This is a genomic window from Streptococcus infantis (assembly GCF_047464615.1).
Classification (GTDB): domain Bacteria; phylum Bacillota; class Bacilli; order Lactobacillales; family Streptococcaceae; genus Streptococcus; species Streptococcus infantis_Y.
The window spans coordinates 1-14,618 of the sequence record NZ_JASHBO010000024.1; the positions used below are offsets into that span (position 1 = coordinate 1).

General features: G+C 39.3%; 11 protein-coding genes. 1 reads left to right on the forward strand and 10 read right to left on the reverse strand.

What is annotated here, in order from left to right:
• A partial coding sequence (locus QM450_RS10025; RefSeq protein WP_174720586.1) for an IS3 family transposase occupies positions 1–97 on the forward strand: 97 nt, incomplete at its 5' end.
• Here QM450_RS10025 and QM450_RS10030 read toward each other — a convergent pair.
• From QM450_RS10030 to QM450_RS10075, 10 genes are all read right to left on the reverse strand, one after another.
• Positions 91–558 (reverse strand): GTP pyrophosphokinase, encoded by a 468-nt coding sequence (locus QM450_RS10030; RefSeq protein ID WP_414320504.1) that lies wholly within the window; start codon positions 556–558, stop codon positions 91–93. The two genes, QM450_RS10025 and QM450_RS10030, sit on opposite strands and share 7 nt — an antisense overlap.
• A gap of 97 nt (positions 559–655) precedes the next feature.
• Positions 656–1,615 carry an ROK family glucokinase gene (locus QM450_RS10035; protein WP_414320505.1) on the reverse strand — a complete coding sequence of 320 codons (960 nt, stop codon included), beginning with the start codon at positions 1,613–1,615 and terminating at the stop codon, positions 656–658.
• A gap of 46 nt (positions 1,616–1,661) precedes the next feature.
• Positions 1,662–2,279 (reverse strand): alpha/beta fold hydrolase, encoded by a 618-nt coding sequence (locus QM450_RS10040; protein ID WP_414320506.1) that lies wholly within the window; start codon positions 2,277–2,279, stop codon positions 1,662–1,664.
• Complete coding sequence (pabB, locus tag QM450_RS10045; RefSeq protein ID WP_414320507.1) at positions 2,280–4,001, reverse strand: aminodeoxychorismate synthase component I; 1,722 nt, start codon at positions 3,999–4,001, stop codon at positions 2,280–2,282. It lies immediately after the preceding gene.
• A 133-nt stretch (positions 4,002–4,134) separates the two neighbouring features.
• Positions 4,135–4,899 carry a ZmpA/ZmpB/ZmpC family metallo-endopeptidase gene (locus QM450_RS10050; RefSeq protein ID WP_414320508.1) on the reverse strand — a complete coding sequence of 255 codons (765 nt, stop codon included), beginning with the start codon at positions 4,897–4,899 and terminating at the stop codon, positions 4,135–4,137.
• A gap of 257 nt (positions 4,900–5,156) precedes the next feature.
• Complete coding sequence (msrB, locus tag QM450_RS10055) at positions 5,157–6,272, reverse strand: peptide-methionine (R)-S-oxide reductase MsrB (protein WP_414320509.1); 1,116 nt, start codon at positions 6,270–6,272, stop codon at positions 5,157–5,159.
• A gap of 9 nt (positions 6,273–6,281) precedes the next feature.
• Entirely contained in the window at positions 6,282–6,842 is a 561-nt protein-coding gene (locus QM450_RS10060; RefSeq protein ID WP_414320510.1) for a TlpA family protein disulfide reductase, read from the reverse strand.
• A 157-nt stretch (positions 6,843–6,999) separates the two neighbouring features.
• Positions 7,000–13,179 carry a ZmpA/ZmpB/ZmpC family metallo-endopeptidase gene (locus tag QM450_RS10065; protein ID WP_414320511.1) on the reverse strand — a complete coding sequence of 2,060 codons (6,180 nt, stop codon included), beginning with the start codon at positions 13,177–13,179 and terminating at the stop codon, positions 7,000–7,002.
• A gap of 1 nt (position 13,180) precedes the next feature.
• Positions 13,181–13,744, reverse strand: coding sequence for a TIGR01440 family protein (locus QM450_RS10070; RefSeq protein WP_153225322.1), 564 nt, complete (start codon positions 13,742–13,744; stop codon positions 13,181–13,183).
• A gap of 777 nt (positions 13,745–14,521) precedes the next feature.
• Positions 14,522–14,618 (reverse strand): IS3 family transposase (locus QM450_RS10075; RefSeq protein ID WP_174720586.1); only part of this gene is annotated, 97 nt, incomplete at its 5' end.

The following is a 14,618-nucleotide window of genomic DNA, read 5'->3' on the forward strand; positions in this document are numbered from 1 at the left end:
TATTGTAAACTATATTGATTATTACAACAACAAACGAATTAAGGTAAAACTAAAAGGACTCAGTCCTGTGCAATACAGAACTAAATCCTTTCAATAATTATTTGTCCAACTTTTTGGGGTCAGTACACTGCTCAGAAAATCCATAGCCTTTTTATATTTCTTCAATCTTTCCCTATCCTTTGCACTAATAGAAGGCAATCTCGATAAATCTGAATTATGTTTTAGATCAGCTAATTTTACTACTCGTGCTAGAGGATTTGTCTTTACAGTTTCCAAATATGCTTGATAATCTTGCATTGGTTTCTTTGTCAAAAGCTTAACAGCTGTAACAACTTCCACCGGTAAACCTGCAATTAGTAATTCTTCAGCTGTAATAGGACTATCCTCAAGAACATCATGTAGCAGAGCCACTGCTTTTTCTTCTTCAGTATCAACTTGGCTTGCTACATAGATTGGATGTTCTATATAATCTACTCCTGCCTTATCCAGTTGCCCTTCATGAGCTTGCCTAGCAATAGACAAGGCTAAATCAACCATGGATTGCTCTGCAGTATTCATCCAAAACTCCTCCTATCATTAGTGAGCTATTACTTTATTCTAACAACTTCAACTTAAAAAGAGCTTGATCAATAACCAAGCTCTTGATTCATGTGCATTATTGCAAGACAAGTGATGCTGCCCCGATAACTCCAGCGTCATTTCCTAGAGTTGCAAGAGCTAATTTCGTTGTTGTACGAACTTGTGGGAAGGTATTTTCATCATAAACCTTTTGTACACCTTGGAGAAGGAAATCTCCAGCAGCTGATACACCGCCACCGATAACGATTGTTGATGGGTTTAGAATTGAACCGATGTTGGCACATGCAATACCCAAGTAACGTGAGAAGTTACGGTAAACGATCAAGGCAAGGTCGTCTCCTTCTTTTGCCAAATCAAAGACAGTTTTAGCTGTTACTTCTTCTCCATCATCAATCAAGCGTTTCAACTCTGCATCGCCTTCGTATTCATCTGCGTAACGGCGAGTCAAGTTGACAATACCTGTTGCTGAAGCTACTGTCTCAAGACAGCCTTTTTTACCACACGTACATGCGATTGGTTGGTCAAAGTCAACTGTGATATGTCCAAGTTCACCTGCAGCACCTGCAACACCGTGAAGCAATTTACCTTCTGCTACGATACCGCCACCAACACCTGTACCAAGTGTCATAAAGACAACATCTGGTTGGTTTTCACCAGCACCCATCCAGCGCTCACCAAGAGCTGCCACGTTGGCGTCGTTGTCAATGAAGAATGGAATACCCAATGCTTTTTCCATTTTTTCTTTGATTGGTTGAAGAGTTTTCCAGTTCAGGTTGTAGGCACCGATAACAGTTCCTTTTTCACGGTCAACCACACCAGGTGACCCCATACCAATTCCACCGAAATCTTCAACAGACAATCCAAGCAAGCCCAAACGGTGTTGAATAGTTTCAATCATATCGTCTACGATATGGCTTCCTTCATCCAAAATGTTAGTCTTGATAGACCATTTTTCTTGGATTTCTCCTTCCAGCGTTAAAATAGCGAACTTGATAGAAGTTCCACCAAGGTCAATCCCAATAATCTTTTGACTCATCTTTATCTCCTTTATGATTTATCACTTCTTTATTATTTTATCAAACTTATTTCTGCAATTCAAGAAAATTTCTGGTTAATTCTGCAAACTCTTTTGGTTTTGCCTTATTCAAGACATGAGGGCCGTCAGGGATGATCTGAAACTGAGAATCTGGCATCAGTTCTTGAATAGCTTTCATTGAACTGAGATTAGGCTTATCCTGACTACCACAAATTAACAAGCTTGGATAGGGACAATTCCGTGCAATCTCTCTTAAATCAAGTGTTTTTAATTCCTCAGAAACTCCAACCATAAGAGCCTTATCTGCCCCCTGCTTCTCATATATCCTCTTAGGAAGCAATTTAAATATCAGCAACTGAATGTAAAAAGGAATGTTACCTGCTAATTTCAATGGACATCCTGACAAAACCAAGGCCTGAAGATTTGGTATCTCAGAACTTGAAAGCTCCAACGCTAGTGCAGCCCCTAAAGACAAACCGATTAAAACAAAAGGTTCTGTCTCCTCTGTTAAGTGTTGATAAATGCGCTCTTTGGCTTCTTGGTAGGTCCCAACTCCGGTAGGAAATAACTCTATGGTTTCAGAAGGATAATCTGCCAGTAAATCCTGAACTTCTTTCCAACTATCTGCGGACTGTCCCAAACCGTGTAAAAATATAAGTTTCATTTAGTTCTCCTGTAATGATAACTCATACAAGCCCCTAACTGCATTGCATCCGTATACAGTTTCTGCTCGCTTCAAATCTTCTATGGTTAAGACCTTCTCTTTTACTTGTTCGCTTTCAAGCAAGTGTTGACGATAAATCCCTGGTAAAAGACCTAGTTGACTTGGCGGTGTATAGAATTTCCCATCCATTTTCAAAACCAGATTGCCAATAGAGGTTTCAAGCAATTTTCCATCAGCAGTATGATAAATAATTTCATTCTCTCCCATTGTCAAATGCGGTCGGTGTGTCGTCTTAAAGTAGGTAAAGGCCTGCTGCAAATCAGCTTCTTGCAGACAAAGTTTAGCCTGACAGAAGCCAGAACTAAATGGTGTCAATACTTGTCGATCAATTTCTATTTTTCCAGACTTGCTGAGACTGATTCGCAAACGGTAGTCTTGATGAAAGTCACAAGCTTGACACTCTTCCTCTATCTTTTGTCTCAAGTCTTCTACATTAAAAGGAAAGGCAAAGTAACGACTTGCTTTTTGCAGTCTTTCTAGATGTTGATTTTCAAAGAGCAGGGTTTTCTGACTGATTTTTCCTGTCGTAATCAGTTGAAAACGAGGCTGTTTTCGGTAAAGAACAGCAGCCTTTTGCTGGACTTCACGGTATTCTGCTTCCCAAGTGCTATCCCAAGTGATGCCTCCACCGACTCCATAGATGGCTTGCTCTCGATGCAGTTGAATGGTTCGAATAGCCACATTGAAAATCCGGCGCCCATTTGGAAGCAAGATACCAATCGTCCCACAATAAACTCCTCTAGATTGGGGCTCCAAGTCCTTGATAATTTCCATGGTCGCTATCTTGGGTGCTCCTGTGATGGAACCACATGGAAAGAGTGAACGGAAGATTTCTACTAGGTCAATATCTGGTCGTAACTGACTCTTGATGGTCGAAGTCATTTGCCAAACTGTAGAATACTGTTCTACTTGACACAGACGTTCCACATGCTCACTTCCCACCTCAGACAGACGATTCATGTCATTGCGCAAGAGGTCCACTATCATCATATTCTCTGATCGATTTTTGGGATCCTGTTCTAACCAAACTGCCTCTTTCAAGTCTTCAGCATCAGTCAGACCACGTTTAGTCGTCCCCTTCATAGGACGAGTTGTCAATTCACGATCATTTTGTTCAAAAAAGAGTTCTGGACTCATGGAAATTACTGCCATGTCGTCATGTTCAACATAGGCATTGTAACCTGCCTCCTGCTCTACCACCATGCGATTGTAGATAGCAAAAGGATTGGCACTTAAATTCTGTTTGAGTTGGACAGTATAGTTGACCTGATAAGTATCCCCTTGTCGCAAATGATGGTGAATCTGGGCAATGGCTTTTTCATAGTCCTCTGCAGATGTTACTTCCTGCCAGTTTGATGGCAAATCCACCTCCTCATAAGTCAGAGGAATGCTAGATTTTTCAACGCTGTCATGAATAGTGAAATAGAGGAGATACTCTCCCAGTAAAGGAGCTTTGTGGACTACCATTTTCTCCTCAAAAGATGGCGCGGCCTCATAGCTGATATATCCTACTAGGTAATATCCCTGTTCTTGGTAGCTTTCCACCTGTGCTAGCAAGTCTGCTACTTCTGCTAAATCTCTCGTTTTTAACTCTTTGATAGGCTTAGTAAAGGTGTATCGCTCACCCAAAGCCCTAAAATCAATCACTGTTTTTCTATGCATATCCTAAGTATACCATAAAAGCCAGACCCCAACAGGAGATCTGGCAATTTTATTCTTTGAGAATGATAAAGTAGATGTCACTTTCTAAGAAAATCTGAACATAGCATTCTCTTTTATCACACCGATTTTTTATCTATCCTTTAGGAAAGAGTTCAGATGAAAATGCATCTGTGACCTGCAATAGTTTTTGGAAGACTTTTTTCTTCAGAGCTACTGTATAATTGGCAACTGAGCCTCCATACTTGAAGTTTCGGTAATCCGTTTCTACTGCTTGGTCAAACAAGTCTTGCAATTTCTCATAAGAATCAATTTGCTGACCATCAATTTCAAAACTATGGATTCCACGTTTTGCCTTGGCAATAATAGCGTCAAACCAGGCCTTCTTCCATTCTTCCAAGTTCTGGAACTTGCCTTTCGAAACCTTCTGGATGATGAAATCATCTCCAAGGGTATCATGCCCCTCGCTTAACGCCTCATCCTTGTACTTATTAGAAGCATAACCTAGGAAACCATTTTCGTAGCCATAATAACCCCACATACGGAAGGCATTATGCTTGAAGGAAATGGCTCCTGGAGCTCCCTGACTTGTATTTCCACCATAGATAGCGTCTACCATCTTGACATTGACATAAGCTGTCTTGAGTTCTTCTGGTCGGTAAGTTCCCTGATAATGCCTATTGGTAATAATGTTATTTTTGATGAGGTCATCCACAGAATTTAGCTGAGTCTTGGCTTCCTCATCCGTCAATGGACGGACATAGTCCCACTGGTTAGGAGCAAGGAGTTTATTATCCTGATAACGCATCTGCTTAGTCATCTTGCTGAACCAAGCCTTCTTCAAAGCCAGATCATTCTTAGCGAGAACTCGTTCTCCTTCCAGATAATCTAGAAGCATCAAGGCCTCATTATAAATCGAACATTTTTAATTTGGTAGATATTCCAATAAATCATCTGGCTAGCGATCTAATTATTAGTAGATAGCTTCAAGCATTGAAAAACGGATGGCTTTCACCTTACTTATTTTCAAAATCAATAATTTTCAGGAGTGATCCCAACACGTTCGATTAAATTGCCCAACCGCTTCTAAAATCCAAATTCTACACTTCTTATGAATTAAAATGTATTTCTAGTAAACACTTTTTTATATTCTCAAGATCACTCTACATAATCCAACAAATAAGCATAACCCTTTTCTTCCATTTGATCTTTAGGAATAAAGCGAATGGACAGACTATTGATACAATAGCGTAGACCTCCCTTGTCCTGAGGTCCATCTGTAAAGACATGTCCTAGGTGAGAATTCCCTGTTCGGCTTCTGACTTCTGTTCTGACCATATTATAAGACTTGTCTTCCTTGTAGGTCGCAACATCTGGACTGATAGGCTGGGTAAAACTTGGCCAACCACAGCCCGATTCAAATTTATCTTTCGAAGAAAAGAGAGGTTCTCCAGTTGCCACATCCACATAAATACCTGCTTCAAATTTATCCCAGTAACGATTTGAAAAGGCCCGTTCTGTTTGACTGTTTTGAGTCACGGCATACTCCTCTGGAGACAGTAGTTTTTTTAATTCATCGTCGCTCGGTTTTGGATATTTACTCGCATAAATAACAGGATAGGATGCTTGATTGACATTGATATGGCAATATCCATTAGGATTTTTCTGGAGATAGTCTTGGTGGTAGTCCTCAGCCACGATAAAATTTCTTAAGGCTTCCTTTTCAACCGCTAGAGGTTGATCGTACTTCTGAGCAACTTGATCAAAGACTTGATTGATGACTTCTAGGTCCTGCTCGTCCTTATAGTAGACTCCAGTTCTGTACTGAGTCCCCACATCATTACCCTGCTTATTCTTACTGGTTGGATTGATAATGCGGAAATAATGGAGTAGGATTTCTTTTAAAGAGATCTGATTGGCATCATAGGTCACATGAACAGTCTCAGCATGCCCGGTTTGGCCGATTAATTCATACTGAGTTGTTTCTCCTCTCCCATTCGCATAGCCAGAGACCGCATCTGTCACACCCGCTACTCGTGAAAAATACTCTTCGACTCCCCAGAAACAACCTCCCGCTAGATAGATTTCATGTAAGTCAGCATCTTTACTTGGCTCAGTTTTTTTCTTGGCCTTTTGTCCTTGACTAACTGCTGCCTTCTCGATTTGAGTAGTATCTGTGTAGCTAGCGCTCCTTTTTTCCAAAAGAAATAGAATTCCAATAATAATGCAAATGATGATTCCTATGAATACAATTATTTTTAATTTATCATTCATGATGAGCCTCTAATCTATTCTTTTTAGCGTCTGTAAAATAGTTTCCTTGTCCATAAAACCTGGCTGGGTCTTAATTAGTTTACCTTTCTTATCAATAAAGGCCTGAGTCGGATAAGAACGAACTCCGTAACTCGCCAAAAGTTGTCCCGAAGGGTCTAACAAAACTGGTAAATCTTTATAGTCCAAGCTCTGATACCATTTCTTGAAGCCTTCTTCTGCTTGCTCGCCTTTTTGACCAGGAGAAACGACTGTCAAGATGACGTAGTCATCACTCACTTCTTTAGCCAGCTCATCGGTATCAGGGAGGCTGGCTAGACAAATAGAGCACCAAGATGCCCAAAATTTGAGATAGACCTTTTTGCCCTTATAATCTGATAGGCGATAGGTTTTCCCATCAACTCCCGTGAGTTCAAAATCTGGAACTACTTCTCCTTTTTTTGCTACCTGAGAGCTAACTTGCGCTTGTTTGTCTCCATTTTGTTTGTCAGTTTCGCTTGTTGTCTGATTTTTACAAGCTGATAGACAAAACAAACTAGTGCAGACCAATACAGTTGCTTGCCATGTTTTCATCTTCATCACCTTCCTCGTTATCATATGAATATAGATATTTGCTTTATAGTTCTATTATATACCTACCTTGCTAAAAATACTTAGAATCTGTTTGGAAAATCATTAAGCTTCTTGATTACAAAAAACTCCCACCTGCTAAGCAGATGAGAGTTTTGGATTATTTAAAGATAGAAGTTTTAAAGCTATCTGTTTGTTGAAGAAGTTTCTTAAAAAGTTTTTCTTTAAGTGAAACGGTGTTGTCAAATTTGACAGATCCCTTACTTAGAGTAGCCTTATCTTTTTCAACGGCTGCAGCAAATGCGTTCTTCAAGTCATCATAACTACTGTATGTAGTACCATCGATTGTAACTGGGTTAAATCCTGCTTTTGCTTTATCAACAACTTCTTTGAAGTATTCTTTCTTCCAAGCTTCTAGAGAAGTAAATTTACCATCAGAAACTTTCTTAATGATGAAGTCGTCACCTAAAGTAGCGTTACCAGCTTTTTTAGATTCAGCTTTTAACATATTTGAAGCGTAGTTTAGGAAGCCTTTTTCATATCCAAAGTAACCCCACATACGGAAGGTATTATGCTTGAATGACATTGCTCCTGGAGCTCCTTCACTTGTGTTACCACCATAGATACCTGCAGTGATAGGCACCGTTACATAGGCAGAGCCAAATCCAGTTGGGTCATAAGTACCATTACCAGGACCGTGCTTAGTCATGAAGTTTTTCTCTACCAGATCGTTAACAGAAGTTAAGTTATACTCTTTTTCTTCTGCATTCAAATTACGAACCTCGTCGTATTGGTTCTTCGTATTAGCGTTACGTAATTTCTTATCAACTTTCTTGAACCAAGCGTTGTTTAGTTCTTTATCGCGTTTATCAAGAACGGCTTCACCTTCTAGATAATCAAGAAGCATGAGCGTATCATTGAAACCTTTCATGTAATGATCGATCTCTTCTCGAGATGCAAGATCATTTGGATTAGTGTTATACCATTGGTTTCCGTTATTCGGACGTTCATAGGCCATATTTAATCCTAGTGCTTTAAAGTCACCATTTGGACTTGATTCAGCAGGAGATTGTAACATACCTTGTGCAAATGCCTCTAAGTCAGTACCTTCACGGTGTCCCGAACCTCCTAGATATACCATACGGTCATTTACGTGAGTTGTTTCATGTGTAAAGGCTGAAATACCAAAGTCACTAATCATATCTGTCACCATGAAGAACACCGAATCATCTTTATATGGTTTAGGATAAACACGAGCTACTGCTCCCATTCGTCCATCTGTTGCATGATAACGACCTGTTGGTCCATATAATTCACGTACTGGAGCAACATCTTTACCGCTAGCAGTGTGTCCATAACGATCAGTACTAATTCCTTTATAGTTTTGGTTATCTAATACTGGAGTTGGTACCATATTTTGACTCTTCAATAATTGATTACGAACTTTATCTAATGATAAACGTGACCAGAAATCTAGGTAATTTTGTTGACCTTTAGCTACTTTATTAATTTCAGCCTTGAATGCCTCACGCTCAGCTTCAGTATACTTGCCATATTTCTCAAATGAGCTGTATGCCATAGTGTTATATGTTGAGATTAGGAACATATGAGCATCTTTTAAGTTTAATAGTGGAAGAATCATCTTACCATGAACATCGTTATTTAATCCTTCATAAGCTCTGTGTTTCTTATCTGCGAATGCAGGATTTGTAGTTGTTGGTTCAACGACATATACATTATCTTTAGTTGCTTTAATGAACCAATCATTTAGATCTTTGTCTTCTGTGAATAGACGCATATTATAGTCTAAGAAACTGTTTAACTCGCCGATACCGATAACTCCACCGATAGCTTCACGATAAGCTTCTAGAGTTCTATCACCTTTAATGTTACTTTCCTTAGAACCAATCTGAATCAAGAAGTCTAACACACTTACATTTTTACCATAGAAGTCTGGTTTGAACAACATGAGTTGCTTGATATTGAAGTTATCAAACTTTACTCCGTAATAACGGTTAAGGTAAGATAGACCAAGGAGAACCGCTGCCTTGTTATCATCAATTTTCTTGATCAAAGCACGTTTAGCAGCCTCATCTGTGTTTAATTGATGATCTTCATTTTCAAACAACTGTTTCACAAATTTAGCCAGATTATCCTTGACTTCTTTGAAGCTTTCTTCTAGGTAAAGATCTTTGATAGCGTTAACTTTATTTGGTCCTGTTCTACCAAGTTTTTGGTAAATTGGATCTGATTGTAGCTCAACTGGACTTAATTTTTCAACGATAGCATTGATAAGATCGCTACGGTCTTTGTCAACCATGTTAGGCGTATAAACAACTTCTCCAAGTTCAGCAATGCTGTACTCTTTCACTTGTTTAACCTTAGATTCTTTCAGAGAAACAGTAAAGATGTCTTTGGTCTTGTCAGCATAATGCACCAAAATGTGGTCAGCATCAGCCAATTCTGTCACAAAGGCATTGCCTTTCATGGCAGTTACAGACAAGATTTCTTTAGTCAAGAGAGGACTACCTGCAGCAAGTTTGTTTCCTTGGTCTACGATCCATTCTTTATTATAGAAAGGTTGTAATTTTTCGATATTACGGTAGGCAAGTTCACGAGAGGCATCGTAATCTTGAGTATCTTTATAAGTATCAGCTTTTACTTTCTTATTATTGAGAGTATCCTCAACAAGAGGTTTAATTTCAAACGTATCAGCAGTGATACCGAATTCAGCGATCTTTTTATTTGCTTCTTCAAGACTGATTTCTTGAATTCTGTTAGTACGAGAACGTTTGAATGAACGTTTACCAGAGCTGACATCTTTAACAACATAGTTTCGCTCAATCCAATCGTTTGTATAGTAACCGTCTTCTTCGTCTAAGTCTTTTGAACCGTAGAACTCTTCACCATTTTCAACTTTCATCATTGAAACAGTATCAGCAACTCTACCCCATGTCCAGTTTTTACTAATGAATCCACCAACCTCAACAGGTGTCTTAACATTAATGGTTCCTTTAGTAACAGCATTACGAACAGAAGCATACTTGTCGATTCCATTAGGATCCGAACCATTATCAGATCTAGCAAGAAGACCACCAACACGAGCTTTATTTGCTGTAATATCAGCATTTACATAAGCGTGTTTGATATTCCCTCTCCAAATTTCACCGGCAATACCACCAATATCCCAGCCTTTGTCACCAACACCAGTAAGTTTACCAATGAATGCGACATTTTTAAGTAGGCCACCAACATCTGCTTTATTGACAATACCAGCAATACCATCTTTACCAAGAACACTACCAGTCACCTTGACATTCTCAACTGTAGCATTTTTAATCGTTCTTGCAAGTGCTGAAATATTTTCAGCCCAAGGCATATTGATATCAACGTTACCTAGGTTAATATTTGTAACCGAGCCACCCTCGATATTATCGAACAATTGACGAGCCATATTGTGGATTGTGTACTGCTTTCCTTCAACACTTGTTAAAGTTCCACTAAACTTACCAGGTACATATTGTTTATTTGGTGTTGGAACATTAGCTGCATTAAGATCAGCACCTAGTTTAAATGTTCCATTTTTATTGTCCTGCATGGCCTTTACAAGATCATTGAAATCGTAATAAACATCACCTTCATGGGCTTTTGGTTTAGCAAAGTAATGGACATATTCCTCTGTAAACTGATTATCTGCATTACGTTGAACTAGGTCTGGTGCTTTAGCAGTGACTTTGAACAATGCTTTACCATCAACTGTGACTTCTTCAATCTTATCAACAGCAAGTTTTGTCACCTTGTTATCATGAGTTGTCACTTTCAAGTAATAAGGTTTAACATCTGATGGTTTTGCTGACAAGAGACTATTATCAGTTTCTACACCTTGGTCATCAACACTGATAAGGCTTGTTTCCTTAATGTTTTTGACTTCGACTTTTTTGAGATCAAGTCGCAGTGGTTCTTCCGTGAGAACAACTTCTTCGTTCCCATTTCCACGATCGTAAACCATCTTGGTCGCAATCTTGTAGTCCTTGTAGTATTGCAGATCTGTCAGGCTAGCTGTCAAGTTGTCAGGTGAAACACTCAATGTTTTCACAATCTCATCACCTTTTTTCAGAGTTAAGGTGATAGATTTAATGGCCGCCTTGCTTGGATTTTCTAGACTGTATTTAACATCTGAAGTACGTTTCAAATCCTTAGGTTCAACTGCAGTGATGGTCAATACTGGTTTTTCAAAGGTCTTGGTACCACGTTTCAAAATTCGGTCTTGAGGTGCTTCAATGATCTCCTCTGTAACTTTTGGAGCGTCTTCTGTTTTAACTCCTTTGACGGTATTAAAGGTCTTGGTAATTTTTTTCTGACCTTCTTTACCTTCTTGAGCTACAACTTCTAAGCCTTTTTTCAGTTGATCATCTTCTTCAACCTTTTCCTTAAATGGAATCGTTTCAAGACTTTCTTCTACAAGAGTTCCTTCAATTGGTTTTGTCCCACGACTTACCTGTTGATTTACAGGCTCCTTGGTCACTTCTGTGCTAGTTGAAAGAACTTGGTCAGTTTTGACACCTTCTACCGTTTTATAGGTTGTTTTTGTAACTTGACTTCCTTTTTCACCATTTCGTAGGACAGTTTCTTCGTCTGTATACTTAGTTGGATCCTCAGTCGTTTCAGTTTTGTAGTCAATTTCTGTAGTTGATTCTTCAACAAGGGTTCCCTCAGTCACCTTATACTCAGGTAATTGATTTTGAACAAGTGCTTGACCTTCCTTGCCTGCCTCTTGGGTTCCTTTAGACTCTACCACAGCTTCTGGCAATTCTGGTTGTGTTAAAGATTGGCCTTCCTTACCTGCCTCTTGAGTTCCTTTAGACTCTACCACAGCTTCTGGCAATTCTGGCTGTGTTAAAGATTGACCTTCTTTGCCAGATTCTTGAGTTCCTTTGGCATCTACCGTAGCTTCTGGTAATTCAGGTTGTGTTAAGGATTGACCTTCTTTGCCTTCCTCTTGAGTACCTTTTGCTTCTACTAGAGCTTCTGGTAATTCGGGTTGTGTTAAAGATTGACCTTCTTTGCCTGTCTCTTGGGTGCCTTTAACTGCAACTGTAGCTTCTGGCAATTCGGGTTGCGTTAAGGATTGACCTTCCTTACCTGCTTCTTGGGTTCCTTTAGACTCTACTGTAGCCTCTGGTAATTCGGGTTGCGTTAAGGATTGACCTTCCTTACCTGCTTCTTGGGTTCCTTTTGCTGTAATCTCGCCGGTGTAGGCTGGCAATTCTGGCTGAACTAATGATTCACCTTCGTGACCTGCTTCTTGGGTGCCTTTAGCACTTTCTTCAGGTTTATAAGCCGGTTCTTCTGACTGAACTAAAGACTCACCTTCGTGATCTTTTTCTTGAGTTCCTTTAGCACTAATCTCACCTGTGTAGGCTGGCAATTCTGGTTGAACCAGAGATTCACCTTCATGGCCTGATTTTTGAGTTCCTTTAGTACTAATCTCACCTGTGTAAGCTGGCAATTCTGGTTGAACCAGAGATTCACCTTCATGGCCTGATTCTTGCGTGCCTTTAGCGTTAATCTCACCTGTGTAGGCTGGCAATTCTGGTTGAACCAGAGATTCACCTTCATGGTCTGATTCTTGAGTTCCTTTAGTACTAATCTCACCTGTGTAGGCTGGCAATTCTGGTTGAACCAGAGATTCACCTTCATGGCCTGATTCTTGCGTTCCCTTAGCAGTAGCAATTTGTTCTGGTTGTTCTTGGAAATCTGATGCTTTAAAGTAACCTACGTATTCGTATCCTTCGATCTGAATGACACCTTTGGCTAAGTCCTCTTGACTACTTGCAGCAATCGTTTGGTTATAAGACACTAAGATTTTATTCTCAAATGCTTGAGCTGACTGAGGGATAAAGTAACTACCACCTAGAGCTCCAATAAAGAGAATACCCAACATTTTATTGCGGTGTTTTTTAGACATCACAACGACAACCATAGACGCTGTTGCAAAACCGAGAGTTGCCAATGCCAACTCCTTGCTTCCAGTGTTAGGCAATTGTTGAGAATTCATTTCTTTCTTTCTGTAAACAAGATAGACAACATCATCTTGCTTTAAATCAGAAGGAAGTTCGCGATGGATCAAAGCTTTTTCTGCTTCTGTCAATTCTTGCTCAGCCAAATAACGGTAATGAACTTGGCTAGGTGTCGCTACTTCGTTAGCTGCAACAGTTTCAACTAAAAAGTTATTTGCCCCCAAAAGAAATGTCCCGATAACCACAGAACCTACACCAACTGAGAACTTCCGAATAGAGTATTTAATGACTCTATCAAACTGCATTTTTCTGTTTTTCATTTTAAATCTTTCTAATGTGATCTATTGGATATTGAGCACGCGCCCCTCCAATGAGTTTTGGTCGACTAGCAAGTGCTGTCACATGAGCCAGACCAATCTCTCTTAAGACTGGTCGAATGGGTACCTGAACATGTTTGATATGCATACCGATAGCTGTATCACCAATGTCTAGACCAGCATCTGCCCTGATAAATTCGACCTCCACGGGATCCTTCATATAGCGGAAGGCGGCCAATTGACCAGAACCTCCTGCATGTAAGGTCGGGAGTACACTCACAATCTCCAACTGATGTTTTATAGCTACTTCTCGTTCAACAACTAAAGCCCGATTGACATGTTCACAACCTTGAACAGCCAGGTGAATTCCCTTAGCCGTCAACAGTTCCAACATAGTCTTGACAATTAGTTCACCGATTTCCTGACTCGAATCTTTTCCGATGTGTCCTCCCAGCACTTCACTCGAAGACAAACCCAAGACAAATAGTGCTCCCTCCTGTAAAGAAGCCTTGTCTAGTACATCTTCAAGAATCTGCTGTGTTTCTATTTGAATCCGTCTTTGGTCCATATTTCACCTCGCTTTTTTCATTCTATCATATCGTTTTTCATCAATTTTAGCAAGATTGGAAGACATAGGAATACCATTTGCTCGGATTCAAAAACTATATGAGGGCTCTTTTCAAAAACTGATTCAAATTCATCTAGTTTCAAATATAAGATAAAATTATACTTTGAAAACAAAAAAAATATAATAGTTTAGTAAAATCGTTGATGTAACAACATTTACACCTAAAAGATTTGTCAGTCAATTCGATTCTAAATTACCGAAAGTAACTTCCTCCATTCTACCCCATTTCTTACTTTTAAGCTACTACTTTACCTTATTTTTTGGACTTTTTTTCTACTTTGTAGTAACCTTTGACCATTCAGAAAATTTTCATGAAATTATGCTAAAATTTTAATTCTACTATCAAATTATAATATAGCAATTTTTTGAATACAAACTGTATCCAATTTTTTTAAAATAGATTTTACAGAGAAGATAACAAAAGGCGGTGTGACAGAAATCGATAGACAAAGTCTCGATTTCGTAGTCCCAGCCCCGCGAGGATGATTAGGAGCTTTTTGGAGTCTAATACTCAATGAAAATCAAAGAGCAAACTAGGAAGCTAGCCGCAGGCTGTACCTGAGTACGGCAAGGTGACGCTGACGTGGTTTGAATTTGATTTTCGAAGAGTATAAAAGACGAACAAAAAGTTCAATCATCTACCGCGTCAAAGTTTGATTGCTAATAAAAAGTGAGGTCGGGATCTTTTGTACTGACCCCAAAAAGTTGGACAAATAATTATTGAAAGGATTTAGTTCTGTATTGCACAGGACTGAGTCCTTTTAGTTTTACCTTAATTCGTTTGTTGTTGTAATAATCAATATAGTTTACAATA

Bases quoted from the DNA above. Each gene is read 5' to 3' on its own strand.
- QM450_RS10030 (WP_414320504.1), bottom strand. From the start codon at position 558: ATGAATACTGCAGAGCAATCCATGGTTGATTTAGCCTTGTCTATTGCT.
- QM450_RS10035 (WP_414320505.1), bottom strand. From the start codon at position 1,615: ATGAGTCAAAAGATTATTGGGATTGACCTTGGTGGAACTTCTATCAAG.
- QM450_RS10040 (WP_414320506.1), bottom strand. From the start codon at position 2,279: ATGAAACTTATATTTTTACACGGTTTGGGACAGTCCGCAGATAGTTGG.
- pabB (WP_414320507.1), bottom strand. From the start codon at position 4,001: ATGCATAGAAAAACAGTGATTGATTTTAGGGCTTTGGGTGAGCGATAC.
- msrB (WP_414320509.1), bottom strand. From the start codon at position 6,272: ATGAATGATAAATTAAAAATAATTGTATTCATAGGAATCATCATTTGC.
- QM450_RS10060 (WP_414320510.1), bottom strand. From the start codon at position 6,842: ATGAAAACATGGCAAGCAACTGTATTGGTCTGCACTAGTTTGTTTTGT.
- QM450_RS10065 (WP_414320511.1), bottom strand. From the start codon at position 13,179: ATGAAAAACAGAAAAATGCAGTTTGATAGAGTCATTAAATACTCTATT.
- QM450_RS10070 (WP_153225322.1), bottom strand. From the start codon at position 13,744: ATGGACCAAAGACGGATTCAAATAGAAACACAGCAGATTCTTGAAGAT.